Source organism: Rhizobium sp. WYCCWR 11152 (genome assembly GCF_013087615.1).
Classification (GTDB): Bacteria; Pseudomonadota; Alphaproteobacteria; order Rhizobiales; family Rhizobiaceae; genus Rhizobium; species Rhizobium indicum.
The window spans coordinates 700,091-723,859 of the sequence record NZ_JABFCP010000009.1 but is presented as its reverse complement, the minus strand read 5'-3'; the positions used below and the strand labels follow the sequence as shown (position 1 = coordinate 723,859).

The following is a 23,769-nucleotide window of genomic DNA, read 5'->3' as shown; positions in this document are numbered from 1 at the left end:
CAGAAGCGCTACGCACTGTTGCTGGAATTGCCTTAGGAACGATTGGAACGCGATATGGAAACGCCTTTTCCGCCTTTCGAGCCCAATGGGCCGGATGATTCCGCCCGCGGCCCGCGTCTGCGCGAAATCCCGCTCCGGCTCGTCTTTCCGAACCTCATCACTATTCTGGCGATCTGCGCCGGGCTGACCGGCATCCGGCTGGCTTTCGAGAATCGTTATGAGCTCGCCGTCTCCATGGTGCTGCTCGCCGCCTTCCTCGACGGCATCGACGGGCGCGTGGCGCGGTTGATGAAGGCGACCTCGAAGTTCGGCGCGCAGATGGATTCGCTTGCCGACATCGTCAATTTCGGCGTCGCACCCGCCCTCGTCGTCTATGTCTTCGCGCTCGACCAGGCGCGTTCGCTCGGCTGGATCGCCGCCCTGATCTATGCGATCGCCGCCGGGCTTCGCCTTGCCCGCTTCAATGTCATGGCCGAACGCGAGAACAAGGCAAGCTGGCAATCGGAATATTTCGTCGGCGTGCCGGCGCCGGCCGGCGCCATGCTGGTGCTGCTGCCGGTCTATCTCGGCTTCCTCGGGCTGGCGACGGACCGCACCTTCGCCTATCTCTCGTCGATCTACACCGTGCTCATCGCCTTCCTGCTGATCAGCCGGCTGCCGGTCTGGTCGGGCAAATCGGAAGGCAACCGCTTGCGGCGCGATCTCGTGCTGCCGATGATGCTCGGCGTCGTGCTCTACGTGGCTCTGCTGATGAGCTACACCTGGGAAGTGATGGTCTTCACCGTTGCCGCCTACCTCATATCGCTTCCCTTCGGCGCGCGGAAATGGCGGCGGAAATACGGGACGCTGACGATCGAGGAACCCGGCATCGGCGACGACGATATCGGCCGGCACATCTGATCTCCCGAGCATTTCCGGATTTCTTCGAATGACGGAAATGCTTCCCTCCTTCGTTCTGACGGATCCCCGGGAAAAGCATGCGCTTTATCCGGGTGAAAACCGTTGCGCGCTTTCCCCAGAAAACCGCTTTCGGACTTTTATTGGAACTGCTCTCTTCAGTAAGTATTAACCAACGTAGGCTTCAGTTAAGCCTCGCGAATTATGGTGGGCGTTTACAAATCCTGATAAGCTACGCCCCCGTTTTGTCGCTATTCGTGACGAAACATCAAACTAGAAAATACCCAGGGAAGAACCACGCAAGGAGAGTATCGTGACTTCGAAGAAGAGCAGTACCGGCGAACAGCAGGCGGCCAAGCCAGACCTCGCCGCCAACTATCGCCCCGTCGGCCTGAAGGCTGTTGCCGCAGCATCGCTGATGGCAAAGCATAAGCCGACCGGCGTCAAAAAATCCGCTTGAGGCGGAAGGCTTCAAATCGGAATCATGCGTGCTTTCGGGTTACATGCGTTAGGCACCGCTGACGAAGTCAATGACGAGGCGATCGCCGGAAGTCTTCCGACCACGCTCTGGCGACATAAGCACAACCCGAAAAACCTGATGGGACGAAGCGACGTATAGCCGCCGCCTATGTGAGACGTCGGCGCCGATCGGTCGCCGACTGGCCTGCAGATGCGACCGATCCCGTTTCAGAAGAAGCTGAGCTGGTGGCCGTCGTCAGACTTTTGCTTGTCGGGCGCCTTCAGCGGTTTTTCGATGGCGACCGGCTCCTGCAGATCGGGACCCATATTGGCGACCTTGTTGACCTTGTCGGAGACCGGGACGGCCTCGAAGAAATCGTCCTGAACGGGCTGCATCAGGTCGGCCACCTCACGCGGTTCCTGCGTCTTGCAATCGAGCCAGCGCGTGAAATCCTCAGGTCTGATGACGACCGGCATGCGATCGTGGATCGCTGATATGGCTGAATTGGCCGATGTCGTCAGGATCGCGCCGGTATCGACCTCGGAGCCGTCGGCCGAGGACCATGTCTCCATCAGCCCGGCAAAGGCGATGACCCCGCCCTGGCGCGGTCTGATCCAATAGGCCTGCGGCCGCTCGCCGCTTTCCTTTGGCGGGCGATGCCATTCATAGAAACCGGAGGCCGGAATGAGCACGCGCCGATGACGCATGGCGGCGCGGAAAGAGGCCTTGCCGATCGCGGTTTCGGAGCGCGCGTTGATCAGCAGCGGGAAATCTCTCGGATCCTTGACCCAGCACGGCGTAAGGCCCCAGCGCACGAGCACGGCGCGCCGGTCGGCCAAATTGCTGCCCTGCTCCCTGCCCTCGCCTGACATGACGACGAGGATCGGCTGCGTCGGCGCGATGTTGTAGCGCGCCGGAAAATCGTCGAGATCGAGACCGGAGAAGAATTCGCGCAGGTCGGCGCTGGAGCTTGTCAGGGCGAAACGTCCACACATCGGCTTGTCTTTGCACCCCGCTTGCGCCCGGTCAAGGCGCCTCAGCCTCTCGGTGCGAAGAGGATGAGGCTGGCGCCTACAAGGCAGATCAGCGCGCCGCCGATATCGTAACGATCAGGCACGCGAGCTTCGACCAGCCATAGCCAGAGCAGCGAGGCGAGGATATAAATGCCGCCATAGGCCGCGAAGGTACGGCCGGCAGCCTCGCTCGGCACCAGCGTCAGAAGCCAGGCGAAAAGCGCCAGAGAGACCATGCCCGGTGCCAGCCACCAGACGGACTTTTCGAGCTTCAGCCATGCCCAGAAGGCAAAGCAGCCAGCGATCTCGAAGAGGGCAGCAAACGCAAAGATGATGTAGGTCACGGAAGCACCTTTCGAATCCCCGTCGCACTATTCCTCCGATAAGATGGGCCATCACAGCAAGAGCAGCCTCCGATGATCTCCACCGCCAAACCCGGTTCCGCCGCCATTCTCGAACGCGACGGACGATTCCTCCTCGTGTTGCGGCGCAATCCGCCCTCCGCAGACATGTATGCCTTTCCCGGCGGACGGGCCGAGCCCGGCGAAACGCCGGAGCAAACGGCATTGCGCGAACTCCATGAAGAGACCGGCATTTCGGCACGTAATCCGCGGCTGTTTTCGACCTACGACCTGAAGACGCATGCGGCCGACGGCAGCGTCAAGAGCCATTTCCTACTGTCGGTCTTTCGCGTCGATGCGGATCGGGATGCCGTGGCGGAAGCCGCCGACGATGCGGCAGCCCTCGGCTGGTACACGGTGGAGGAAATCCGGCAATTGCCCGTACCGCAGAGCGTGCTCGAATGCGCGGAGCGGCTGGCGGGCGGCGAATAGGCGTGGAAACTTCAAAGCACGCCTTGTTGCCGTCATGCTGAGCGTATCAACTGTGAGCATGATTCCCGTTCGACGCGTTTTTCTGTCCCTGCTCGTGCTCGCCGGCCCCACGATGGCGCAGGGCAAGAATACGCCGCCTCCGCAGGAGGAGGAGATTGCACCGCCGATCGTGAGCGTGCCCTATGACGACAAGCTGGCGCGGTTCGCCGAGGTGCTGGGTTCGGTGCATTATCTGAGAACGCTCTGCAAGGCGGCGGGTGGCGACGAGTGGCGAAACGGCATGCAGCAGCTGCTCGATTCGGAGACCGGCAACGAGCCGCAGCGCAAGGAAAAGCTGACAGCGGCCTTCAATCGCGGCTATCGCGCCTTCGCCTCGGTCTATACGGATTGCACCCCGGCGGCCATCGTGGCAGAAGAGCGCTACCGTAACGAAGGTGCAACACTTGCCACAGAAATTACCTCGCGCTTTGGAAATTGACGTTTAATTAACCTGTTTTCGCAAGCGGACGTGTCGTTTTGGGAAAAGGCTGTTAGTGTTGTTAACGGTGCAGTAAGACATGAGAAGTGCTGAGGAAAAAACAATGGAAGCAAGCCTCAACGACATCGACGACATGATCGTCCACGAAAAGATGCAGGCAGCTCTGGAGTACCAGAACGAGGCTTGGGCCGACGGTATGGCCGACGGGATCGAGCCTGAAATCATCGCGGATGCTGCCATTGCACATGCGCTGCGCGAGACGATCAGATTGCATGGGGAAAAGAGCGCCGAAGCCCTGCTGGATTCACTGCGTGAGCGCATGCTTGCCGGCGAATTCTCCGCGAACCGCACCCTGCAATAATTGTTATCAGAGAGTTTGATGCACACCGGTAAAGAGAAAGTTTCGCGAATTTCGCTCGCGCCGGTGCTGCTTGCGTTCAGCCTCGCCGCCGGCAATGTTTTCCTTGCGCCGGCAGCCTACGCGCTTTCCGAACTGCACAAGATCCCCGGCCAGGCGGCTAATGAGACGCCGCCCGCACAGGGAGGCGCTCAGGGACAGAGCCAGCCGCAGACCACTCCCGGCGTTCCCATGGCCGATCCGCTGGTCAACAGCCAGAACAGTCAGGGTGTCGACAAGACGCCCGGCGCCCAGGATAATTCCAAGCCCGTCGAAGTGATCTACGACATCAGCAAGGTGCCCGAGCCAGTTCGCAAGATGCGCGAGCAGATCGTCGAAGCGGCCGCATCCGGCGATCTCGAGCGGCTGCGGCCGCTGATGGGCACTGGTGCCGACCAGACGCAGGTGACTGTCGGCGAACCGACCGACGATCCGATCGGCACGCTGAAGGATCTGTCGGGCGATCCTGACGGCGACGAGATCCTTGCCATCATGCTCGACATCATCTCGACCGGCTTCGTGCATGTCGGCCAGGGCACAGCAGACGACATGTATGTCTGGCCCTATTTTGCCGAGAAGGACCTGAAGTCGCTGACACCGCCGGAGCGCGTCGAGCTGCTGCGCATCGTCACGGCCGGCGATCTCTCCGACATGCAGGAATTCGGCGGATATAATTTCTACCGCCTCGGCATTACGCCTGAGGGTAAATGGAAATTCTTCACAGCGGGCGATTGATGCCCGTTTCGCCTGCGCTTTTCACGTTTCGCATGGCGCTTGCGATCCACCTCATGAAGACATACCTCTGAGCGATAACCAACGCGACAGGTTCCGCCATGCCAGCCGTATTCCTGAAAGACCGCTCCTTGCTCTTCGTCAGCGGCGCGGAAGCCCAATCCTTCCTGCAAAACCTGATCACCACCGATATCGTCGCGCTCGAGGCCGACGAGGCGCGGCCCGGGGCACTCTTGACGCCCCAGGGCAAGATCCTGTTCGACTTCATGATCTGGCAGGACGGCGACGGCTACATGATCGAAACGGATGCCGGCCAGCGCGACAGCATGCTGAAGCGGCTGACAATGTATAAGCTGCGCGCCGCCGTCGCACTTGTGCCAAGCACCGAAGAGGGCGTCACCGTTTCCTGGGGCGAGGATTCCGAGGGCGCCGGGGACAGCCAAGGCGTCCGGGACAGCCAAGGCGTCCGAGACAGCCAAGGCGTCCGAGACAGCCGTTTCGCCAAGGCGGGCATCACGCTGATCCGCCGGCCCGGCAAACATGGCGATGGCAGCGAAGCGCTCTACGACGCGCTGCGCATCAGCCACGGCATCGTCACATCAGGATCGGACTTCGCCCTGCAGGACGCCTTCCCGCATGACGTGCTGATGGATTTCAACGGCGGCCTCTCCTTCAGGAAAGGCTGCTATGTCGGCCAGGAGGTCGTCTCGCGCATGCAGCATCGCGGCACTGCGCGCCGGCGCGTCGTGACGGTGTCCGCCGCAACAGATCTGCCGGGGACCGGGACGGAGATTACCGCCGCCGGCAAGCCTGTGGGAACACTCGGTTCGGTCGACGGCGGCAATGGACTTGCGATCGTGCGCATCGACCGTGCCGGCGCCGCAATGGCGGCAGGCACGCCACTGCTCGCCGGCGACACGCCTGTTTCCCTCGTCCTGCCGGCATGGTCCGGCCTTGTCTTTCCTACAAGCGGCGACGAGGCCAGCGCGTGACAACGACGAAAGCTCCGCGTGCCTGGCAACGCATGCTGTCCGGACGCAGGCTCGACCTGCTCGACCCCTCGCCGCTTGATGTCGAACTTATCGACATCGCGCACGGGCTTGCGCGCGTGGCCCGCTGGAACGGCCAGACCTCCGGCGATCATGCTTTTTCGGTGGCGCAGCACAGTCTCGTCGTCGAGGATATCTTCCGTCGCTTCAACGATGCGCGGCCGCAGGAGTGCCTGATGGCGCTGCTGCACGACGCACCCGAGTATGTGATCGGTGACATGATATCGCCGTTCAAATCGGTGGTCGGCGGCGGCTACAAAACGGTGGAAAAGCGGCTGGAAGCCGCCGTGCACCTGCGCTTCGGCCTGCCGCCGCATCCCTCGCGCGATCTCAAGGACCGGATCAAAAAGGCCGACACGATCGCCGCCTATTTCGAGGCGACCGTGCTGGCTGGTTTCAAACCCGCCGAGGCACAGAAATTCTTCGGCCAGCCGCGCGGTATCAGCAAGGACATGCTCATGATCGAGCCCCTGCCGGCGATCGAAGCGCAGCGGCTGTTCTGCGAGCGCTTCGCGGCGATCGAGGTCGAGCGGGAGATGGTATCGTGACCTTCATCGTCGTCTCACCTCTGTCGCGCATCGCGGAAATGGCGGTGCGCCACAAGGCGCGTGACATGATCAGCCTGATCGCCAAGGAGCAGGCTTTTCACCGGCCGGGCGTGATCGCGGCCGAGCGCCATCTGACACTTGGTATGAACGATATCGTCTTCAAGGGCACAGGCGATCTCGTGGCGCCTGACGAGACGCATGTGCGCGGGATTATCGACTTTGCCGCTTCGTGGCGGCAGGAGACGCCGCTGCTCATCCATTGCTGGATGGGCGTGTCGCGATCGCCGGCCGCAGCGCTCATTGCCGCGCTGTCGCTGGCACCCGATCAGAGCGAGGAAACGCTTGCTCGCCGGCTGCGGGCCGCCTCGCCTTTCGCGACGCCGAATGCCCGGCTGATCGAGATCGGCGACGCGCTGCTCGACCGCAGCGGCAGGCTGGTAACGGCGGTGCGGGCAATCGGACGCGGCGTGGATGCCGACGGCAATGCGCCCTTCGTGCTTGCGATCCGAGACGCCGCCTGCGGTTGACGCTGCTGTCAGCCGCTCCATCTAGCCCCCGACCACGCGCAATCGACAGGGCCAGATCATGGAACAACAGGCAGCCGATGTCCTCCTCGCCACGCGAACGGCACTCAGCCAGGCAAGCGCACTTGCCGTGCAATATTCCTTCTCCGTCCTCGGAGCGGTGATCCTGCTCGTCCTTGGCTGGACGCTGGCCGGTTTTGCCAGCCGCTGGGCTTATGAGGGCCTGTCGCGCGTTCATGGTATCGACGAGACGCTGGCGCGATTCTTCACCAATGTGCTGCGCTATGCGCTGCTCATCCTGGTGTTCATCACCGTGCTCGGTCAATTCGGCGTCCAGACCGCCTCGATCATCGCCGCCCTCGGCGCGGCAGGCCTGGCGATCGGACTGGCGCTGCAAGGGACGCTGCAGAATATCGCCGCCGGCATCATGCTGCTGATCCTCAGGCCGTTCCGCGTCGGGGAATATATCGAGACCAGCAGCGTGGCCGGCACGGTGCGCGAAATCGGATTGTTTGCGACCGAACTCAGAACCGGCGACGGGCTCTACCGGTTGGCGCCGAATTCGACGCTCTGGAATACGCCGATTACCAATTTCAGCCGCGAGCCCACCCGGCGGGAAGAACTGAAAATCAGCGTCCCCCATGACGATGACATCGACCTAGCGATGGAGAGGCTGATGGGCCTTGCCAAAGCCGATTCCAGAGTGCTGCCGTCACCGGCACCCAGCGTCTTCATCGACAGCCTCGGTGACGGTGCGATCTCCGTAACGCTTCGTTATTGGGCAAAGACCGGCGATTGGTGGCTGGTCAGCCGTGACATGGTGAAGCGCGTGAAACTCGCCTTCGACAAGAATCCTGCCGCTGAGGCGGATGCTTCAGATGCCGCGCCGCCAAAAAAGTCCAACGGCGAGGCAACGGCAAAAAAGTCGACTCAGACGCGGCAGTAAGACATTGCAGCGCCGCGGATCTTTTTAAGACCAGCGACGCTGTGCGCACATTGAATTGCTGCATGGCTTTGTCCTTCAATCGATTCCGATTTCAGGACTTGTGCCGCAGGCTATTGGATGACGCCGCAGGAAAGTCTTTCCCCGGCATCACCCGAAGGCTGGCTGCGATAATCATCCGAATTGGCGTGCACCATCAATGCGCGCCCACGAATACCGTCGGTCTTGCCGTCGAGCGTGACCATGCTGTCGAAGATCTGCGCCCGCAACACGCCGTCCTGCCCGACATATTGATTGGGCATGTCGCCAGCGTGCGGACCCTTGGCGGCAAGAATACCATGCTCCGCCTTCTCAGGGTTGAAATGACCGCCCGCCGAATCGTGATGGGTCGCGGCGTCGCAGCGGCCGGTCTCATGAACATGGAAGGCCACCCATTTATTCACAGGCAGTCCCGATATCTCGACTTCGATCAGGACGCCGCCAGTGGCGGCAGCCGTCAGCTGTGCGCGACCGTCTTCCTTGCCGTCCTTGCCGACGAAATTGGCGACCGCCGTCTGCTTGTCCTGAGCGCCCGCCGGCAATGCAACCGCAAGCAGGCTCAAGGCGGCGATAATGCGCATGACTTTCATGGAGATCTCCTTCCGTCCGGTTGTCCTTCTGAACGTGTCAAACCGGAAGGTGTTCCTGATCCAGATCGCCGCGCGTCCGATAGGAAGCGCTAAGGACGCGCTACGACTTTAAATTGGCGCATAATCCTTTCCGAAAATCATTCCGCTTTCGGGGTTATGCAGGCAATATCGGACCAAAAAAGCCGGCCAGCCGGCCGGCTCGCAAATTAGCCGAACTGAGATGCCCGTTGTCAGGCGACAGCGTTGAAGTCGAACTGGCCGTAGGTGTTACGGTAGAGATCGTCGGATTGATCGCCGGTCGCCGGCGCGGTCTGCTGCAACGGATAGGAAACGGCGATGCTGCTTGCCGTGCCGCTGTTGCGCGTGTCCATCATCAGCGCGATCAGGCTGCCGGAAAATTTCGGCTGCGTGTCGCTGTTCTTGTCCTCGTCCAGGAGCTCTTTGATGATGCCGGGCTTCTCATCGGCGGCACGTTCGCCGCGGCTGAGGACGCCATCGCCATTGGCATCGAGACGCGAAAGCGTCGCCAGATATGCATATGAGGTGTCTGAAACGGATGTGGTGCTGGTCATACAAACCTCCATTCACCGCCTTTTGCCGGTGGTGTTTGTACGCAATACGAACGTGGAAAATCACTGTTGACTCGGTGGTTAAACTGATTTGCGCAGTGCGTCAATAAGTTGTTAACTTCTCATTAACGATGATTGACAAAAGTTAACGAAATGCCGAGCGCAGGCCTATTCCAGCATCAGGGGGCCGCCTTTCTCCGTATTTCAGGTATTTTTCACATATAAAACAGACGTCTAACGCAGCGAGGTCTCTGCTGCACTGCAACCGAATATTAATCCGGCCCATACAAAATGGGCATTCACGCATCACCAGCGGGCGTCCAGCTTATCAAAATCAATCTCTGTATTCATTTTAGAAAGGTCTTCTATGTCCGGCGAAATGAGGCACGTTCATCAAACGAGGACGCTTCCCTCCGCTGTCGTCCCGCGAGACGCATTCACATGAAAGCTGAAGCGCTCTTCTGGCGGCAATGTACCGAGGCCGTCACCGCCGATGGATCGATCGATGCGCAGCGCCTGATGGATCTTGTGATCGCGACCTATCGCGTCCATGAAAGCGACTATGACGAAATCGAGAGAAGCGCGGAAACGCTGCTAAGGGAAAACCATGCACTGAGAGGCAATATTTCCGCCCTCAGCCAAGCGTTCGACGGACAGAAAAAACTCTTCGAAATCATCCTCAACAACCTGCCGCTCGGTCTCAGCGTCTTCGACTCCGACCAGCGGCTGACGCTTTCCAACACCCGCTTCCGCCAGCTCTTCGACCTGACGGACGAAGATGTCATTGCCGGCGCGACAATCGCCGATCTCACCGCCAAAATGCGCGGCACGGAGAGCGCCAGCGCCAAGCCCGGCCGGCGGACCGGGCGACATTCCTCCGCAACCGCAAGGAGCAGTAGTCTCCGTCGGCGCGAATGGTTGATGGACGATGGCCGCATCATCCAGAGCATGGTGACTATCCTTTCCGACGGCAGCAACATTTCCATTCATGCCGATATTACCGAGGATCGAAGGGCGGCCGAGCGCATCACCTATCTCGCCCACCACGACCCGCTGACCGGCCTTCCGAATCGCATCCATTTCCGCGAGCAGGTGGATGCGACGCTCACAGAGCGCAGGCCAGATCAGCAGATTGCCCTCGTTCACCTCAATCTCGACCGGTTCAAATCGATCAACAACACGATGGGCGTTTCGGCCGGCGACAAGATCCTGCTGCAGGTCGCCGAGCGCATCCGAGCCTCGGCCGGTTCGGAAAACACCCTGGCGCGCCTCGGCTCGGACGAATTCGCCATCCTGCAGACGGGCAAGCAGCAGCCCCGGAATGTGACGGCGCTTGCCGAGCGGATCCGCCGGGAGCTTTCCAAACCATTCCCCCACGGCGAAAAACAGGTGGAACTCAGCGTCTCCATGGGCATCGCAATCGCCCCTGAGGATGGCGAGGAAACCGATATCCTGTTGAAAAATGCCGGCGTGGCGCTGTCACATGCCAAGGCGGACGGCCGCAAACGCGAACGTTTCTTCGCCAGCGAGATGGAAGCGCAGATTCAGCTGCGCCACGCACTGGAGGCGGACCTCAGAGCAGCCGTTGAGAATGAAGAATTCGAGCTGCACTACCAGCCGCTTTATGACCTCGTGCAGCGGCGCATCTGTGGCTTCGAAGCGTTGATCCGTTGGAACCACCCGGCTCGAGGCCGCGTTCCGCCGATGGATTTCATTCCGCTTGCCGAAGAGGTCGGCCTCGTCGTCGATATCGGCCGTTGGGTTTTGCACCGGGCCTGCAACGATGCAGCGTTATGGCCGGAGGGCATCAAGATCGCCGTCAACGTTTCGGCAATCCAGTTCAGCAGCAGCGACCTGACGCGCGATGTCAGCGAGGCGCTTGCCGCCGCCGCACTGTCGCCGTCGAGGCTCGAACTCGAAATCACCGAGAGCGTGCTGATGGAAAATCTGAGCGAAGTTCTGCCGATCCTGCATGCGCTGAAGGAGCGCGGCATCCGCATCTCGATGGACGATTTCGGAACCGGCTATTCCTCACTGAGCTACCTCTCGAGCTTCCCCTTCGACAAGATCAAGATCGACAAATCCTTCGTCAACGACATCGTCGACAACAAGGAAGCGCATGCGATCATGCACGCGATCATCCTGCTCGGCGATGCGCTCGGCATGCGCGTCACCGTCGAGGGCGTCGAGACGACCGAGCAGCTGGCGCTGCTCGAATGCGAGGAATGCGACGAGATCCAGGGTTATCACATCAGCCCGCCGAGACCGGCATGCGACGTGCCTCATCTTCTCTCCCTGCCGCCGAAGAACGGCGGCGAGCGTCCGTTGCGCATCTGAAAAGTCGCGCGGCGCTGAAGCGCTGAGATCACCCTCGATTGCGACTCGCCCGGCAAGCCGTTACAAAATCGGCTGCGGTTCGTCAGATCTTCGTTATCGCGTCCTTTTACCCGCCCGCATCCACTTCCGCGCCGACGCTCTATCGGCGGAAAACGATCTTCCTCATGACAGGTGGCGCTATGTTCGCGGCTGAAGCCTTCTCCCCACACGAAACGCTTGCCGCGGCGCTGATTGCGCATGCGGCCGACGGCGACGACGGCTCGCACGACCTTGCCCATATCCTGCGCGTCTTCAGGAATGCCATGCGCATCCATGCGGGAGAAGGCGGCGACGGGCGGGTTCTTGCCGCTTCCGTGCTGCTGCACGACTGCGTCGCCGTCGAGAAGAACTCGCCGCTGCGGGCAAAAGCATCGGCTTTGGCGGCGGAGAAGGCATCGGCGATCCTGGCGGAACTCGGCTGGAGCGGCGCGGATATCGAGGCCGCGGCCCACGCAATCACCGCGCATAGTTTCTCGGCCGGGGTGGCGCCGCAGACGCTGGAGGCGAAGATCCTGCAGGATGCCGATCGACTGGATGCGATCGGCATGATCGGCGTCGCCCGCTGCTTCTATATCGCCGGGCGACTGGGATCCGGGCTCTACGATCCGTTCGACCCGGCAGCGGCGGACCGCCCGCTCGATGACAAGCGTTATGCCATTGACCATTTCCAGACGAAGCTGTTCAAACTGGCGGAAGGATTCCAGACCGAGACCGGCCGCCGGCTGGCGGCCGCGCGTGACAAGAGCCTGCGCGATTTTGTCTCGGAATTCTTGGACGAAATCTAGGAGAACGGCATGCTTGTCAGCGACCTCTTCATCTATCCGCTCAAGAGCGCCCGTGGCATTGCGCTGCCCGCCGCCGACATCGACGCCTATGGGCTTCCCGGCGACCGGCGGGCGATGATCACCGATGCGCAAGGGCACTTCATCACCCAGCGCGAGTTGCCCGACCTCGCACGCATCGAGGTACGACCGGAATCCGGTGCCTTTCGGCTGCTGATGCAGGGGAAAACGCACATATCGGTAGCGCCGCCTCAACCTGAAACCCGCATGGATGTGATCGTGTGGAAATCTGCCGTCAACGCCGCCGTCGCCGATCCGGAGAGCAACCGGCAGCTTTCCGATTGGCTTGGCCGCGAGGTGCGCCTAGTCTTCTTCGACGGGCAGGCACGGCGGACGGCGAATGCCGAATGGGCCGGCGAAGCCACGCCCGTGACCTTTACCGACGGCTACCAGATCCTGGTGACGACGACCGGCTCGCTGAAAGCGTTGAATGCCGATCTCGCCACCCATGGCGAAGGCAGTGTCGGTATGGAACGCTTTCGTCCGAACATCGTCATCGATACCGACGAAGCCTGGGCGGAGGACCGCTGGGCGGCGATCGAGATCGCCGGCATCCGCTTCGATCTCGTCAAACCCTGCTCCCGCTGCATCATGACGACGCAGGACCAGTTGACCGGGTCCCGCGAGGGACCAAACCCGATGCCGGCTATGGGCCGCATCCGCATGTCGGCCGACCGGCGCGTGCCCGGCCCGCTCTTCGGTTGGAACGTCACGCCGCGCGGCAGCGGCAGGATCACGATCGGTGACACTGTCAACATCGTTGAAGAGAGGCCGGAAGGCTGGGCGCTCAAGCGTCGCGCCGCAGCATAGAAGCAATTCCAGGAAAAGTGCGAAGCGGTTTTCCGTCCGGAATTGCGTGAAAACAAAGAGTTAGAGCGTCACACGCGCGCGAGTGCGGCATCGATTCCTGCCATGACATCGGCCGGCAGCGGTCCCCTCTCCAGTGCGCCGGCATTTTCCTCCACCTGGGCAACGGTGCGGAAGCCCGGAATGGGAAGGGTGCGCGGCGAGCGTGCCCAGAGCCAGGCAAGCGCGCCCTGCGTCAGCGTGCGGCCGCCTGATGTCAGGAGATCGCGGACGGCATCGAGCCGTGCGGCGAATTCCGGGGCAATACGCCCGTCCTTGAAATAGACCATCCAGTCGAGGGCCGCCCCACGGACATCCTTGGCGCCCACCGCCTTGTCGGCGGTGAACTTGCCGGTCAGCAGCCCCATCGCCAGCGGACCGCGATTGATGGAGATCAGGCCCTTCCCCTCGATCACCGAGATCATCTCCGGCACCGGTTCGAAAACATTCATCGTATGCTGGATCGAGACGTAGCCCTGGCGGCTGGTATGACGGGCAGCACGATCGGGAAAATCGGTGCTCCAGCCGAACGCATCGATCTTGCCTTCGGCGCGCAGCGCCTCCAGCGTATCGAAGACGGCATCCGACTGTTCCAGCGGAAAATCATTGAGGTGGAACTGCAGGAGATCGAGGCGATCGCGCTTGAGGCGGCGCAGCGAGGTCTCGACCGAACGGCGGATGAAGGCCTCATCGGCGAAGGCGCCGGTTGCCTGCTTGGTTTCCGGATCGGTGGCGAAGCCGAACTTGGTGGCGATGACGATATCGTCGCGATTGCCGATCGCCCGGCCGAGCACCTCCTCCGAGTGGCCGGCGCCGTAGTTCGAGGCCGTGTCGAAGAAGCGGATGCCGAGTTCGATGGCGCGGTTGATCGCCTGCACGGATTCATCGTCGTCGACATCACCCCAGCCGAGCGGCGTGTCGCCGGCAAAGAAGGGACCGCCGATCGCCCAACATCCCATGCCGAGGCGCGGAATTTCGCGGCCGTTCCAGAGCGTGATCGTTGTCGATGATGCGGGCTTGGTCAGCATGAGATCCTCCTTGAGCGGCAGTCCTGTGAAGACATAGGAGGCGCTCACGAGTGGGTAAACCGCCAAATCTGGAGGATGTTTTGCACCCGTAAAAAACGGAGGTCAGGCGGAAACACCATTCGGATCCGAAAGCGTCCGCAAGGCTGGATTAAGCGCCTTGAGCGCCGCCTGAACGAAGCCCTCGCGGGCAGCTACCACCTCGATGCCACGCGGCTCGTAGACATGGCGATGCAGAAAGAACCCTGTCAGACGGAATGCGGCCGAGAGACTATCGAAGTCGGCCGCATGATTGCCTTCGATGCTGAGGAACGGCGGTAGGAGCAGCATCTTGTCCGCCCAGGGCGCGCCAGCGGCGCGGCTGACGGCGCGGCCGGATTTCGGCGAGACATAGACGAGATCGGAACGGGCGCCGGTCGCGGCGCATTCGGCAAGATCGAGGCCGAAGCCGAGGTCATTCAGCACCGCAAGCTCGAAACGCACGAAGAGTTCGCCGGCATCGGCCGGGTTGTGCAGGTGATCGAGGATGACCTCCAGCGCATCGAAGAGGTGCGGATGCGGGTCACGCTCCGGCAGCAGCCGCAGCAGCGCGCCCATCGCCTGGACACCGTAGACGGCGGTCGCCGTTTCCATCAGCCGGGCAGCGCGCAGCGTCACCGGCTCGACGCGGAATTCGCCCAGATGCTCGTCAAGCCGGGCACGCCAGATGACCTCCACTGCATTGCCCGCCTGCAGCACCGGCTGCATGGCGCGCGAGCGGCCGGAGCGCACCAGGCCGAGATGGCGGCCGCGATCACGCGTCATTACCTCGGCGATGACGCTCGTCTCGCCGTGGCGCTTGACGCCCAGGATGATCGCATGGTCCTGCCACTGCATCGAAAGAAGTCCTTACGGCTGACGAATCATCCTACTGCATAATTCAACGCGTTACAGCGTCCTTTGCGCGTCTGAAAGACGCGCTGCAGTGCAAGGCTGGCTTCCGTCATGGACCGCGTCAGGCGACAGCCGGGAAAAGCCTCTGCAGGAATTCCCGCATCGCCATTTCGTCGAAAGGCTTCACCAGAAGCGGTATGTGCTGCAGGTCGGGCGGGAAATCGCCGGTATCGGAATAGCCGCTGACAAAGCCGAAGGGGATGCCGATATCGAGAAGGTGGCGGGCAAAACCGAAGCTCATGCCCTCGCCGAGATTGACGTCGAGAAGGGCGAAATCATATGTCTCCGCAGCAATGGCAGCCCTTGCCTGTTCGACGCTGCCGACGATATCGATGCTCTCGACGCCGGCCAGGCGTAGAATATCCTCCGCCTCCATCGCGATGATCAGACTGTCTTCAAGAACCAGAACACGGATTGTCATGATTCGATGCCCCTCGTCGGGCGCCTGTCGCAGCGCCCCGGCCGTTTCGCCAACATCATTGCCCTCCGGTGCCCCGCATGGCACGCTATCGGTGAATTCCGCCACCTTTTCTGAATAAACCATTTTTCTGCCCGGTCGATAAGAATCAAAATCGGAGGAAAGATGACGGCAGACCTTATTTTCCTTGCCGCTAATCTGCATTTAAAAAAGACATAACCAGGCTGCTTGGCCAAAGCATGTCGCGCAAAATGTGCAGCGGTCTGCGACAACGACATGCGCAAAACAAAGACCTAAGGTGCGAGGAGCGAATCTGAAAGATCGCGAGGCGCTTTAAATGAACGGGCGTTTGCCCTCTCCAAGCCCTTCCCAGCCTGATATCGCCATCAATTCCTCGCCGTTCAGCACCTCGCAGCCGCGCTCCTGCCAGCGGATCAACCCACGTTCGCTGAGTTTTTTCAAGGTCTTGTTGGTATGAACGATGGAAAGACCGAGCGTGTCGGCAATGTGCTGCTGGGTGATGGGGATGAATTTGCGGCCGTTGAAGATATTGAGCTTCCGACCGCGCTCAAACAGGAAAGCGATCAGATAGGCTGCTCGTTCCAGCGCCGTGCGGCGGCCGATGCTCAAGAGATGCTCATCCAGGATGCGCTCCTCGCGCGCGGCGATCCAGGTGATGTCGAAGGCGAGCGAGGCGTGTTTGTTGTAGAGCGTCATCAGCCTGTCACGCTCGAAGACACAAAGGGACACGGGCGAAAGCGCTTCGACTGAATGCTGCATCTCACCGGCTATCGTTCCCTGCAGGCCGACCAGGTCGCCCGGCATGATATAATTCAGAATCTGGCGGCGTCCGTCCTCCAGCATCTTGTAGCGGAAGCCCCAGCCGGCGAGCACCGTGAAGAGATGAGCGCTATGTGCGCCCTCGACGAGGATCGTGGAGCCGGCATCGACGGCAAGCTCACCCCTCTTGAAGCTCGAGACGAATTCCAGCTCGTCGCGGCTGAATTCCCTGAAATGCGGCAAGGGCCGCAAAGGACATTGCTCGCAAGGGGTCTTGAAAGAATTGATGGGTCTCGACGTCGCCATAGTTGCCCTACCGTCGCAAAATCGGCGCGCCGTTCGTTAACAAATGCGCAAGGCATGGATTTGTTCCATGAGCGAGGCGGATTTTTAAAGCGGAAACAAAGGGCTGGCGCCAACCCGACGAAATCCTTGCCATGCTTATTTCGGGAAATCGAGACCCATTTCGCGGAACCGCTCGGGATCATCCCCCCAATTCTCGCGAACCTTGACGAACAGGAAGAGGTGGACCGGCTGTTCGAGGATCTGCGACAATTCCTTGCGCGACGCAGTCGAGATCGCCTTGATGGTTTCGCCACCCTTGCCGAGGGCGATCTTCTTCTGGCTGTCGCGCTCGAGATAGATCACCTGCTCGATCCGCACCGAGCCGTCCTTGCGCTCTTCCCACGTCTCCGTTTCGACATGCGAGGCATAGGGAAGCTCCTGGTGCAGGCGCAGAAACAGCTTCTCGCGGGTAATCTCGGCGGCGAGCTGGCGCATGGGCAGATCGGAGATCTGGTCTTCCGGATAGTACCACGGCCCCTCAGGGAGCGTTTTCGCCAGATAGTCCATGAGGTCGTCGCAGCCGGAGCCGTTTTCGGCGGAGATCATGAAGGTGCGCTCGAAAGCGATCTTCTCGTTGGCGGCAGCGGCCAGTGCCAGCAGATCCTCGCGGTTGACGCGGTCGATCTTGTTGAGCAGCAGGATCTTCGGCTGCCGGACTTCCTTGAGGCCTTCGAGGATGGCTTCGGCATCGCCGCGCAGGCCGCGCTCGCTGTCGATCAGCAGCACGATCAGATCGGCATCCCTCGCACCGCCCCAGGCCGAGGTCACCATGGCGCGGTCAAGCCGGCGGCGCGGCTTGAAGATACCAGGCGTATCCATGAAGACGATCTGGGCATTGTCATGGATCGCGATGCCGCGAACGATAGCCCGCGTCGTCTGCACCTTATGGCTGACGATCGAGACCTTGGCGCCGACGAGGCGGTTCACCAGCGTCGACTTGCCGGCATTGGTCGGCCCGATCAGCGCGACGAAGCCCGAATGCGTCGGACCATTGGTTTCTGCGGCAGCTTCGGCCGCGATCTCTTCTTCTTGTGTCATTGTCCCGTCAGTTTCCGGCAGGCGATTGCTGCCAAATGCCTTCGCGCTCGAGCATCTTCGTTGCCGCCACCTGTTCGGCGGCACGCTTCGACCGCTCTACGCCGGTTTCGGGCTTAATGCCAGCAACTTCCACCGTCACCTTGAAGCGCGGATCATGATCCGGTCCGCTGCGTTCATCAACCCGGTAGATCGGCGTGACGCCGAATTTCGCGTGCGACCACTCCTGCAGCTCGGTCTTGGCGTCGCGCTTGGCGCCATCGGCCCGCACCGCCCTGCCCTGCCAGTAACGCAGAATGAACCGGCGGGCGACTTCGAGGCCGCCGTCGAGATAGATCGCGGCGATCAGGCTTTCGACGACGTCGGCGCGCACGTTCATCATCCGCTTGCCGGTCAGTTTCTTCACATCGGCGCCGGTGCGGATATAGAGATGAAGATTGAGTTCATCGGCGACCGCAGCACAGGTTTCGGCGCTGACGAGCTGGTTGAGGCGAACCGAGAGCTCGCCTTCTCCCGCCGTGCCGAAGGTGCGGAACAGAAGCTCGGCGATGCAGAGCCCGAGGACCCTGTCGCCGAGGAATTCCAGCCGTTCGTAATTGCCGCCCTTTTCGGTGCGGGCGCTGGCATGGGTCAGCGCGCGATCCAGGCGTTCCTTTTCAGCGAAGTCATGACCGATCAGGGCTTCAAGCTTTGCGCGGTCCGCCGCAGAAAGCGTCTGCGCCTTACTCATTCAACAACCTTGAAGAGGCGGTCCCAACGCATATTCGTCGGCCACTTCCAGATTTCGCGGAAGGAGGTGTCGTTGCCGAGCGAGAAGAAGATGACGCTGGCGCGGCCGACAAGATTTTCGGCAGGCACGAAGCCGACGTCGAAGCGGCTGTCGAGCGAGTTGTCGCGGTTGTCGCCCATCATGAAATAATGGCCTTCCGGCACGATGAATTCGCGAGTGTTATCACCACGCGACACCGGAGACTGATCGAGCGTGTCGTAGGACTTGCCGTCGTCGAGCGTTTCGCGGAATACCGGCACGTCCTCGCCCGGGTCGAGCTTGTAATCCGAAGTGAACGCACCGTCCGCCACCTTCGGAACCGGCTTGCCGTTGACGTAGAGCACGCCGTCGGTAACCTGGATACGGTCGCCCGGCAGGCCGATGCAGCGCTTGATATAGTCGATCTCGGGGTTCGGCGGGAAACGGAAAACGACGATGTCGCCACGCTTAGGATCGGCGCCGAACAGGCGGCCGCTGAAGATATCTGGCGAGAAGGGCAGCGAATATTTCGAATAGCCGTAAGCGAACTTGTTAACGAAGATGTAGTCGCCGACCAGCAGTGTCGGCATCATCGAACCGGACGGAATGGTAAAGGGCTGGAACAGCACCGTTCGGATCACCATCGCCAGAATCAGCGCCTGGATGATGACTTTGATATTTTCCCAGAGGGCGTTCGGCTTGGCTTCGACTTTTTCGGACACGCAGTCTTATTCCTTCAAGACGCCGCGGCGGCGCAATTCTTTCTGTCGTTCTCTCTAGCGGCTTCGGCCGGTTGCGGCAATGGCGACAACATCAAAAGCGACGAGAGGTCGCGATCAACAACTCCCGAGGTCACGATCAACAGCGCCCGAGGTCGCGATCAGAGGCTCTCGGGCAACGCCTCGATAATGACGAAGGCCTGCGCCAAGGGATAATCATCGGTTATTGTCAAATGAATGGCGGGCCTGTGGCCCGCGGGCAGCAGCGATTCGAGGATCAGGGCGGCGCCGCCCGATAAAACCATGGTCGGCTTGCCGCTCGGCAGGTTGACGACGCCCATGTCCTTCCAAAAGACGCCCTGCGCTATGCCGGTGCCGAGCGCCTTGGAACAGGCCTCCTTGGCGGCGAAACGCTTGGCATAGGATGCGGCACGGTTTGCCCGCTTATCGGAACGCGCGCGCTCGATCTCGGTGAAGCAGCGATGGGTGAAACGCTCGCCGAAGCGCTCGATGGATTTCTCGACACGGCGAATGTCGATCAGATCGCTGCCAATGCCGATGATCATGCCGGAACCTTCCGTCGCTTAAGAATTCTTGATCGGGTTCATATGCTCGGCATGTTGCCGGCTGGAACGGCAAGGCGCAGGCGCGCCCGCTCCATCAACCGTATATGCCGGCGCGTCTGAAAACCCCTGACGGTGTAGAACGTCAACGCATAGAGCGCAACGGAAGTGACGATCGCCGGCGGGATGGCGCCGACCAGCATCGGCTCCAGCACCGGCTTCCATAATTCAGTGAAATTCAGCTTGTGGAAAAGGGCGGCGAGATCCACCGTCTGACCGGCCAATTGATCCTTGCGGCTCAACAGCAAATGTCCGATCTCCCAGGTGATCCCCCAGATAAAGGGATAGGTCAGCGGATTGCCGAAGGCGGCGCAGCCGAGGGCGGCGGCCACCATGCTACCGGAGAGGAAATAGGTGATGACGAAAGCCATGACGAAATGCACGCCGATGAAAGGCGTCCACGAGACGAAGACACCCGCAGCGACGCCGGCGGCAACCGCATGCGGCGAAGCGCTCAGGCGCAGGACGCGCATTGTCAGGTAACGGATCGGGCGAAGGAAACCCTTGCGAGGCCACAAAAGCTCCCGCATCTTTTCCTTGAATCCCGCAGGTTTGCGACGGCGAAACAACATGGCCGGTATTTAGTGCAGCGCACACCACCATGACAAGAGCGGCAAATGATACCGCTCGAAAATCCACCCCTCATTTCTCTCTGTGAAGAGGAGCTTCTTCATGCCGAGGGGCGTCCGTTATGCATAACGTCCCTCACTTGTCTCAAGTATAAGTTTGGTATTAGCGATTGCGGAACAGACCGCGGTCGACCTGGCGCTGACGAAACTCGAGGTCGATACGATCGAACGAGCCATCCAAATATGCCATTTCACGTTCCTGCGTGGTCGGAGCGCGAAAGGCACGAGCGAATTTCTTGATAGGGTCAAACATTATCTTGTCTCATCTTCTGTTTACGTTTCGATGACCAGAAGATAGGCCCGGCAGAGGTTAATTACCACCACCGCAACATGGAGACAGCCATGCGCTCACTGCATTACTCGCCTTTTTGATGCGCCTTTCCGATCCTAAAACGATCATAAAATGTGCAATTTTTCGCTCAAACCCCTGAGGGACTTAACAAAAGCTTACTCGTAGAGCCGCCGGACCGTGGCGATGCAATCCAGTTCCTTCATCTGGGCGAGCAACTGGTTGAGCTGGCGCAGGTCCCAGACCTCAACCTCGAGCATCATTTCGGTGAAATCCGCCGCCACCCGCACCGTGTTCAGCAAGCGGATATTGACGTCGAGGCCTGCGACCGTCTGGGCGACCTTGGCGAGCGTGCCGGGTTCATTCAGCCCATTCACCATGATACGCGCCATGAATCGCGACTTGTTGGCTTCGTCGAGATCCCAGCGCACGTCGATCCAACGGTCGGGCTGATCGTCGAAACGCTGCAGGCTCGGCGACTGGATCGGATAGATGGTGATGCCGTTGCCCTGGTCCATGATGCCGACGATGCGATCGCCGGGCACGGCGCCGGTCGGCGCGAACTTGACGTCGACATTGCCGGACAGGCCGCGGATGGGCCCGATGTCGGCATCGGCGTCGATTTCCGAATGACCGCCGTCATGCCCTGCCTTGGTCTTGCCGGGGATCTTGAAGATCATGCCGGCGGCGCTGCGGACGTTGAACCAGCCGTCATCGCCGGAGGGCTTCACGGTGACGCGCTCGTCCTGATGATCAGGATAGACGGCGCGCAGCACGTCGAGCGAGGACATTTCGCCGCGGCCGACGGCGGCGATCGCATCCTCGACATCCTTCTGGCCGAGACGGTGCAGCGCCGGCTTCATCGCCTCGCGCGAGAAGATCTTGCCGGCCCTATTGAAGGTGCGCTCGAGAATGCGGTGGCCGAGGCCGGCATATTGCTTGCGGATCGCCATGCGGGTGGCGCGACGGATGGCGGCTCGCGCCTTGCCGGTCACGACGATCTCCTCCCAGGCGGCCGGTGGAACCTGTACGCCGGAGCGGATGATCTCGACCTCGTCGCCATTCGCAAGCCGCGTCACCAGCGGCATGATGCGGCCGTTGATCTTGGCGCCCACCGTGGTGTCGCCGATATTGGTGTGCACCGCATAGGCGAAATCGATCGGGGTGGCGCCACGTGGCAGGGCAATCAGCTTGCCCTTCGGCGTGAAGCAGAAGACCTGGTCCTGGAAGAGTTCGAGCTTGGTATGCTCGAGGAATTCTTCCGGGCTGTCACCCTCGGCCAAGGCCTCGATCGTATGACGCAGCCAGGAATAGGCATTGGATTCGCGAGAAAGGATGTCGCCATCGGCATTGGTGGCGCCGTCCTTATAGAGCGTGTGGGCGGCGATGCCGAATTCGGCGATTTCGTGCATGCGCTTGGTGCGGATCTGCAGTTCGATGCGCTGGCTGGAGGGGCCGACGATGGTGGTGTGCAGCGAACGGTAATCGTTCTGCTTCGGCGTCGAGATATAGTCCTTGAAGCGGCCGGGCACGACGCGCCAGCGCGTGTGGACGATGCCGAGCGCGCGGTAACAGGAGGGGATGTCCTCGACAATCAGGCGGAAGCCATAGACATCGGAAAGCTGCTCGAAGGAAAGCGACTTCGACTGCATCTTACGGAAGACCGAATAAGGCTTCTTCTGCCGGCCCTTGACGTAGGCGCTCGTCAGGCCGCTTGCGACCAAAAGGTCGCGTAGCTCGGCCTCGATCTTCTTGACGATGCCCTCGTTGCGCTTCGAAAGCTCTTCCAGCCTTTTGGTGACGGTCTCGTAGGCTTCCGGGTTCATATGCCGGAAGGAGAGCTCCTCGAGTTCCTCGCGCATGTCCTGCATGCCCATGCGGCCGGCGAGCGGCGCATAGATTTCCATCGTCTCCTCGGAAATGCGGGCACGCTTGTCGGCCGACATGTGATCGAGGGTGCGCATATTGTGCAGGCGATCGGCAAGCTTGACGAGCAGCACGCGCACATCGTCGGAAATGGCCAGCAGCAGCTTGCGCAGGTTTTCCGCCTGCTTGGCCTTCTTGGTGACGAGATCGAGCTTCTTGATCTTAGTCAGACCCTCGACCAGGCGGCCGATATCCTCGCCGAAGAGTTCGTCGATCTCGGCGCGTGTCGCCGTCGTATCCTCGATCGTATCGTGCAGAAGGGCAACCGCGATGGTCGATTCATCGAGGTGCATGTCGGTGAGAATGGCGGCGACCTCGAGCGGATGGGAAATATAGGGATCGCCGCTCGCGCGCTTTTGCTGGCCATGCTTCTGCATGGCATAAACATAGGCTTTGTTCAGCAGTGCTTCATTGGCATCGGGCTTGTATTGCTGAACCCGCTCCACGAGCTCGTACTGCCGCATCATTCCAAAGCCACTCCGATAAAAATAAAAGCGCGCCAATCAACGATTGGCGCACACATGGGCAATAATATGCCTAAGCAATAAAGGTGCAAGATTGACGATTGGTAATCGTCGCTCTTTTGCATCGCATGCAGCTTTTTCAGGGTCGCATCTGACCGATGCGACGAGAGATCCAGCCGGCGCGCTTAGTAATCGTCGCTCTTTTCCGGCGGCACGAGGCCTTCGATGCCGGCAAGCAGCTCTTCTTCCGACATCTGGTCGAAAGTGATCGTCTCCGGCACATCGTCCTGCTCTTCGCTGTCGGCTGCGGCGACACCGCCGGCGGCGATCATGCTTGCCGGATCGGGCTCGGGTTCGTCGACTTCGACATGCTTTTGCAGCGAATGGATCAGATCTTCCTTGAGGTCATCGGGCGAAAGTGTCTCATCGGCAATTTCGCGCAGGGCCACCACAGGATTCTTGTCGTTGTCGCGATCGATGGTGATCGAGGCACCCTGGGAAATCAGCCGGGCGCGGTGGCTGGCGAGCAGAACCAGCTCGAAGCGGTTCTCCACCTTGTCGATGCAATCTTCAACTGTGACACGGGCCATTGCCTGTCCTTTACGGTCGTCATTTCGGGATTAACACGCCCGATACAATTAAAACCGGGCAAATACAAGTTTTTCATTCCGGCTCCCCTCGTCTTTATCCGCGGCTGAG

29 protein-coding genes are annotated in these 23,769 nt (G+C 60.7%); 13 read left to right on the top strand and 16 right to left on the bottom strand.

The window, feature by feature from the left end:
- Positions 1-54 precede the first annotated feature (54 nt).
- Together pssA and G9X67_RS18810 are read left to right on the top strand one after the other, a co-directional pair.
- On the top strand, positions 55-900 hold the full coding sequence (gene pssA / locus G9X67_RS18815) for a CDP-diacylglycerol--serine O-phosphatidyltransferase (protein ID WP_003558134.1): 846 nt from the start codon (positions 55-57) through the stop codon (positions 898-900).
- Positions 901-1,210: 310 nt separating this feature from the next.
- On the top strand, positions 1,211-1,357 hold the full coding sequence (locus G9X67_RS18810; RefSeq protein ID WP_171599413.1) for a hypothetical protein: 147 nt from the start codon (positions 1,211-1,213) through the stop codon (positions 1,355-1,357).
- Positions 1,358-1,584: 227 nt separating this feature from the next.
- On the opposite strand, the gene G9X67_RS18805 is transcribed toward G9X67_RS18810, so the two are convergent.
- Positions 1,585-2,352 (bottom strand): SOS response-associated peptidase, encoded by a 768-nt coding sequence (locus G9X67_RS18805; protein ID WP_171599412.1) that lies wholly within the window; start codon positions 2,350-2,352, stop codon positions 1,585-1,587.
- Between the two features lie 41 nt (positions 2,353-2,393).
- On the bottom strand, positions 2,394-2,714 hold the full coding sequence (locus tag G9X67_RS18800; protein ID WP_138328391.1) for a YnfA family protein: 321 nt from the start codon (positions 2,712-2,714) through the stop codon (positions 2,394-2,396).
- Positions 2,715-2,786: 72 nt separating this feature from the next.
- Here G9X67_RS18800 and G9X67_RS18795 point away from each other — a divergent pair, with 72 nt between their 5' ends.
- The 8 genes from G9X67_RS18795 (at position 2,787) to G9X67_RS18760 (ending at position 7,877) form a co-directional block, all read left to right on the top strand.
- On the top strand, positions 2,787-3,203 hold the full coding sequence (locus G9X67_RS18795; RefSeq protein WP_020049325.1) for an NUDIX domain-containing protein: 417 nt from the start codon (positions 2,787-2,789) through the stop codon (positions 3,201-3,203).
- Between the two features lie 34 nt (positions 3,204-3,237).
- On the top strand, positions 3,238-3,681 hold the full coding sequence (locus G9X67_RS18790; RefSeq protein ID WP_011651218.1) for a TIGR02301 family protein: 444 nt from the start codon (positions 3,238-3,240) through the stop codon (positions 3,679-3,681).
- A 103-nt stretch (positions 3,682-3,784) separates the two neighbouring features.
- The gene (locus tag G9X67_RS18785) at positions 3,785-4,042 is read left to right on the top strand and encodes a hypothetical protein (RefSeq protein WP_003546972.1); all 258 of its coding nucleotides are present in this window, start codon (positions 3,785-3,787) and stop codon (positions 4,040-4,042) included.
- Between the two features lie 18 nt (positions 4,043-4,060).
- Positions 4,061-4,813, top strand: coding sequence for a hypothetical protein (locus tag G9X67_RS18780; protein ID WP_138328392.1), 753 nt, complete (start codon positions 4,061-4,063; stop codon positions 4,811-4,813).
- Between the two features lie 98 nt (positions 4,814-4,911).
- Positions 4,912-5,802: a folate-binding protein YgfZ gene (locus G9X67_RS18775; protein ID WP_138328393.1), complete on the top strand. Its 891-nt coding sequence runs from the start codon at positions 4,912-4,914 to the stop codon at positions 5,800-5,802.
- Positions 5,799-6,407, top strand: coding sequence for an HD family hydrolase (locus G9X67_RS18770; RefSeq protein ID WP_138328394.1), 609 nt, complete (start codon positions 5,799-5,801; stop codon positions 6,405-6,407). Before G9X67_RS18775 ends, G9X67_RS18770 begins: the two co-directional genes overlap by 4 nt.
- Positions 6,404-6,934: a tyrosine phosphatase family protein gene (locus tag G9X67_RS18765; protein WP_138328395.1), complete on the top strand. Its 531-nt coding sequence runs from the start codon at positions 6,404-6,406 to the stop codon at positions 6,932-6,934. The genes G9X67_RS18770 and G9X67_RS18765 overlap by 4 nt, the downstream gene beginning before the upstream one ends.
- A 58-nt stretch (positions 6,935-6,992) precedes the next feature.
- Positions 6,993-7,877 (top strand): mechanosensitive ion channel domain-containing protein, encoded by an 885-nt coding sequence (locus tag G9X67_RS18760; RefSeq protein WP_138328396.1) that lies wholly within the window; start codon positions 6,993-6,995, stop codon positions 7,875-7,877.
- Between the two features lie 110 nt (positions 7,878-7,987).
- Here G9X67_RS18760 and G9X67_RS18755 read toward each other — a convergent pair whose 3' ends face one another.
- Both G9X67_RS18755 and G9X67_RS18750 read right to left on the bottom strand, forming a co-directional pair.
- Complete coding sequence (locus G9X67_RS18755; protein ID WP_138328397.1) at positions 7,988-8,503, bottom strand: superoxide dismutase family protein; 516 nt, start codon at positions 8,501-8,503, stop codon at positions 7,988-7,990.
- 230 nt (positions 8,504-8,733) lie between these two features.
- Positions 8,734-9,087 (bottom strand): hypothetical protein, encoded by a 354-nt coding sequence (locus G9X67_RS18750; RefSeq protein WP_171599411.1) that lies wholly within the window; start codon positions 9,085-9,087, stop codon positions 8,734-8,736.
- Positions 9,088-9,513: 426 nt separating this feature from the next.
- Here G9X67_RS18750 and G9X67_RS18745 point away from each other — a divergent pair, with 426 nt between their 5' ends.
- The 3 genes from G9X67_RS18745 (at position 9,514) to G9X67_RS18735 (ending at position 13,100) form a co-directional block, all read left to right on the top strand.
- Complete coding sequence (locus G9X67_RS18745; protein WP_171599410.1) at positions 9,514-11,409, top strand: EAL domain-containing protein; 1,896 nt, start codon at positions 9,514-9,516, stop codon at positions 11,407-11,409.
- A gap of 164 nt (positions 11,410-11,573) precedes the next feature.
- Positions 11,574-12,233 carry an HD domain-containing protein gene (locus tag G9X67_RS18740; RefSeq protein ID WP_171599409.1) on the top strand — a complete coding sequence of 220 codons (660 nt, stop codon included), beginning with the start codon at positions 11,574-11,576 and terminating at the stop codon, positions 12,231-12,233.
- Between the two features lie 9 nt (positions 12,234-12,242).
- A complete protein-coding gene (locus G9X67_RS18735) occupies positions 12,243-13,100 on the top strand; it encodes an MOSC domain-containing protein (RefSeq protein WP_138328401.1) in 858 nt (285 codons plus the stop codon).
- A gap of 68 nt (positions 13,101-13,168) precedes the next feature.
- On the opposite strand, the gene G9X67_RS18730 is transcribed toward G9X67_RS18735, so the two are convergent.
- The 12 genes from G9X67_RS18730 to rpoZ form a co-directional block, all read right to left on the bottom strand.
- Positions 13,169-14,164, bottom strand: a complete 996-nt coding sequence (locus tag G9X67_RS18730; RefSeq protein ID WP_138328402.1) for an aldo/keto reductase — start codon at positions 14,162-14,164, stop codon at positions 13,169-13,171.
- 102 nt (positions 14,165-14,266) lie between these two features.
- Entirely contained in the window at positions 14,267-15,037 is a 771-nt protein-coding gene (recO, locus tag G9X67_RS18725; RefSeq protein WP_138328403.1) for a DNA repair protein RecO, read from the bottom strand.
- A gap of 118 nt (positions 15,038-15,155) precedes the next feature.
- A complete protein-coding gene (locus tag G9X67_RS18720) occupies positions 15,156-15,638 on the bottom strand; it encodes a response regulator (protein ID WP_138328404.1) in 483 nt (160 codons plus the stop codon).
- Positions 15,639-15,845: 207 nt separating this feature from the next.
- Positions 15,846-16,598 carry a Crp/Fnr family transcriptional regulator gene (locus G9X67_RS18715; RefSeq protein WP_064653984.1) on the bottom strand — a complete coding sequence of 251 codons (753 nt, stop codon included), beginning with the start codon at positions 16,596-16,598 and terminating at the stop codon, positions 15,846-15,848.
- A 135-nt stretch (positions 16,599-16,733) separates the two neighbouring features.
- Positions 16,734-17,675, bottom strand: coding sequence for a GTPase Era (gene era / locus G9X67_RS18710; RefSeq protein ID WP_012756789.1), 942 nt, complete (start codon positions 17,673-17,675; stop codon positions 16,734-16,736).
- A 7-nt stretch (positions 17,676-17,682) separates the two neighbouring features.
- A complete protein-coding gene (gene rnc / locus G9X67_RS18705) occupies positions 17,683-18,402 on the bottom strand; it encodes a ribonuclease III (RefSeq protein ID WP_003546941.1) in 720 nt (239 codons plus the stop codon).
- Entirely contained in the window at positions 18,399-19,142 is a 744-nt protein-coding gene (gene lepB / locus G9X67_RS18700; RefSeq protein WP_138328405.1) for a signal peptidase I, read from the bottom strand. The genes rnc and lepB overlap by 4 nt, the downstream gene beginning before the upstream one ends.
- A 158-nt stretch (positions 19,143-19,300) precedes the next feature.
- A complete protein-coding gene (gene acpS / locus G9X67_RS18695) occupies positions 19,301-19,705 on the bottom strand; it encodes a holo-ACP synthase (protein ID WP_138328406.1) in 405 nt (134 codons plus the stop codon).
- A 38-nt stretch (positions 19,706-19,743) separates the two neighbouring features.
- The gene (locus G9X67_RS18690) at positions 19,744-20,334 is read right to left on the bottom strand and encodes a DUF2062 domain-containing protein (protein ID WP_138328407.1); all 591 of its coding nucleotides are present in this window, start codon (positions 20,332-20,334) and stop codon (positions 19,744-19,746) included.
- 160 nt (positions 20,335-20,494) lie between these two features.
- Positions 20,495-20,644: a DUF3563 family protein gene (locus G9X67_RS18685; protein ID WP_012756785.1), complete on the bottom strand. Its 150-nt coding sequence runs from the start codon at positions 20,642-20,644 to the stop codon at positions 20,495-20,497.
- Positions 20,645-20,838: 194 nt separating this feature from the next.
- Entirely contained in the window at positions 20,839-23,073 is a 2,235-nt protein-coding gene (locus G9X67_RS18680; protein WP_029871473.1) for a bifunctional (p)ppGpp synthetase/guanosine-3',5'-bis(diphosphate) 3'-pyrophosphohydrolase, read from the bottom strand.
- 182 nt (positions 23,074-23,255) lie between these two features.
- Positions 23,256-23,660 (bottom strand): DNA-directed RNA polymerase subunit omega, encoded by a 405-nt coding sequence (rpoZ, locus tag G9X67_RS18675; RefSeq protein ID WP_003558080.1) that lies wholly within the window; start codon positions 23,658-23,660, stop codon positions 23,256-23,258.
- Positions 23,661-23,769: the final 109 nt, after the last annotated feature.

What these genes read in the sequence shown, in the direction of transcription:
- pssA (WP_003558134.1), top strand. Translation starts at nt 55, where the DNA reads ATGGAAACGCCTTTTCCGCCTTTCGAGCCCAATGGGCCGGATGATTCC.
- G9X67_RS18805 (WP_171599412.1), bottom strand. Translation starts at nt 2,352, where the DNA reads ATGTGTGGACGTTTCGCCCTGACAAGCTCCAGCGCCGACCTGCGCGAA.
- G9X67_RS18795 (WP_020049325.1), top strand. Translation starts at nt 2,787, where the DNA reads ATGATCTCCACCGCCAAACCCGGTTCCGCCGCCATTCTCGAACGCGAC.
- G9X67_RS18790 (WP_011651218.1), top strand. Translation starts at nt 3,238, where the DNA reads ATGCTGAGCGTATCAACTGTGAGCATGATTCCCGTTCGACGCGTTTTT.
- G9X67_RS18785 (WP_003546972.1), top strand. Translation starts at nt 3,785, where the DNA reads ATGGAAGCAAGCCTCAACGACATCGACGACATGATCGTCCACGAAAAG.
- G9X67_RS18780 (WP_138328392.1), top strand. Translation starts at nt 4,061, where the DNA reads ATGCACACCGGTAAAGAGAAAGTTTCGCGAATTTCGCTCGCGCCGGTG.
- G9X67_RS18775 (WP_138328393.1), top strand. Translation starts at nt 4,912, where the DNA reads ATGCCAGCCGTATTCCTGAAAGACCGCTCCTTGCTCTTCGTCAGCGGC.
- G9X67_RS18760 (WP_138328396.1), top strand. Translation starts at nt 6,993, where the DNA reads ATGGAACAACAGGCAGCCGATGTCCTCCTCGCCACGCGAACGGCACTC.
- G9X67_RS18755 (WP_138328397.1), bottom strand. Translation starts at nt 8,503, where the DNA reads ATGAAAGTCATGCGCATTATCGCCGCCTTGAGCCTGCTTGCGGTTGCA.
- G9X67_RS18750 (WP_171599411.1), bottom strand. Translation starts at nt 9,087, where the DNA reads ATGGAGGTTTGTATGACCAGCACCACATCCGTTTCAGACACCTCATAT.
- G9X67_RS18745 (WP_171599410.1), top strand. Translation starts at nt 9,514, where the DNA reads ATGAAAGCTGAAGCGCTCTTCTGGCGGCAATGTACCGAGGCCGTCACC.
- G9X67_RS18740 (WP_171599409.1), top strand. Translation starts at nt 11,574, where the DNA reads ATGACAGGTGGCGCTATGTTCGCGGCTGAAGCCTTCTCCCCACACGAA.
- G9X67_RS18735 (WP_138328401.1), top strand. Translation starts at nt 12,243, where the DNA reads ATGCTTGTCAGCGACCTCTTCATCTATCCGCTCAAGAGCGCCCGTGGC.
- G9X67_RS18730 (WP_138328402.1), bottom strand. Translation starts at nt 14,164, where the DNA reads ATGCTGACCAAGCCCGCATCATCGACAACGATCACGCTCTGGAACGGC.
- recO (WP_138328403.1), bottom strand. Translation starts at nt 15,037, where the DNA reads ATGCAGTGGCAGGACCATGCGATCATCCTGGGCGTCAAGCGCCACGGC.
- G9X67_RS18720 (WP_138328404.1), bottom strand. Translation starts at nt 15,638, where the DNA reads ATGGTTTATTCAGAAAAGGTGGCGGAATTCACCGATAGCGTGCCATGC.
- G9X67_RS18715 (WP_064653984.1), bottom strand. Translation starts at nt 16,598, where the DNA reads ATGGCGACGTCGAGACCCATCAATTCTTTCAAGACCCCTTGCGAGCAA.
- era (WP_012756789.1), bottom strand. Translation starts at nt 17,675, where the DNA reads ATGACACAAGAAGAAGAGATCGCGGCCGAAGCTGCCGCAGAAACCAAT.
- rnc (WP_003546941.1), bottom strand. Translation starts at nt 18,402, where the DNA reads ATGAGTAAGGCGCAGACGCTTTCTGCGGCGGACCGCGCAAAGCTTGAA.
- acpS (WP_138328406.1), bottom strand. Translation starts at nt 19,705, where the DNA reads ATGATCATCGGCATTGGCAGCGATCTGATCGACATTCGCCGTGTCGAG.
- G9X67_RS18690 (WP_138328407.1), bottom strand. Translation starts at nt 20,334, where the DNA reads ATGTTGTTTCGCCGTCGCAAACCTGCGGGATTCAAGGAAAAGATGCGG.
- G9X67_RS18685 (WP_012756785.1), bottom strand. Translation starts at nt 20,644, where the DNA reads ATGTTTGACCCTATCAAGAAATTCGCTCGTGCCTTTCGCGCTCCGACC.
- G9X67_RS18680 (WP_029871473.1), bottom strand. Translation starts at nt 23,073, where the DNA reads ATGATGCGGCAGTACGAGCTCGTGGAGCGGGTTCAGCAATACAAGCCC.
- rpoZ (WP_003558080.1), bottom strand. Translation starts at nt 23,660, where the DNA reads ATGGCCCGTGTCACAGTTGAAGATTGCATCGACAAGGTGGAGAACCGC.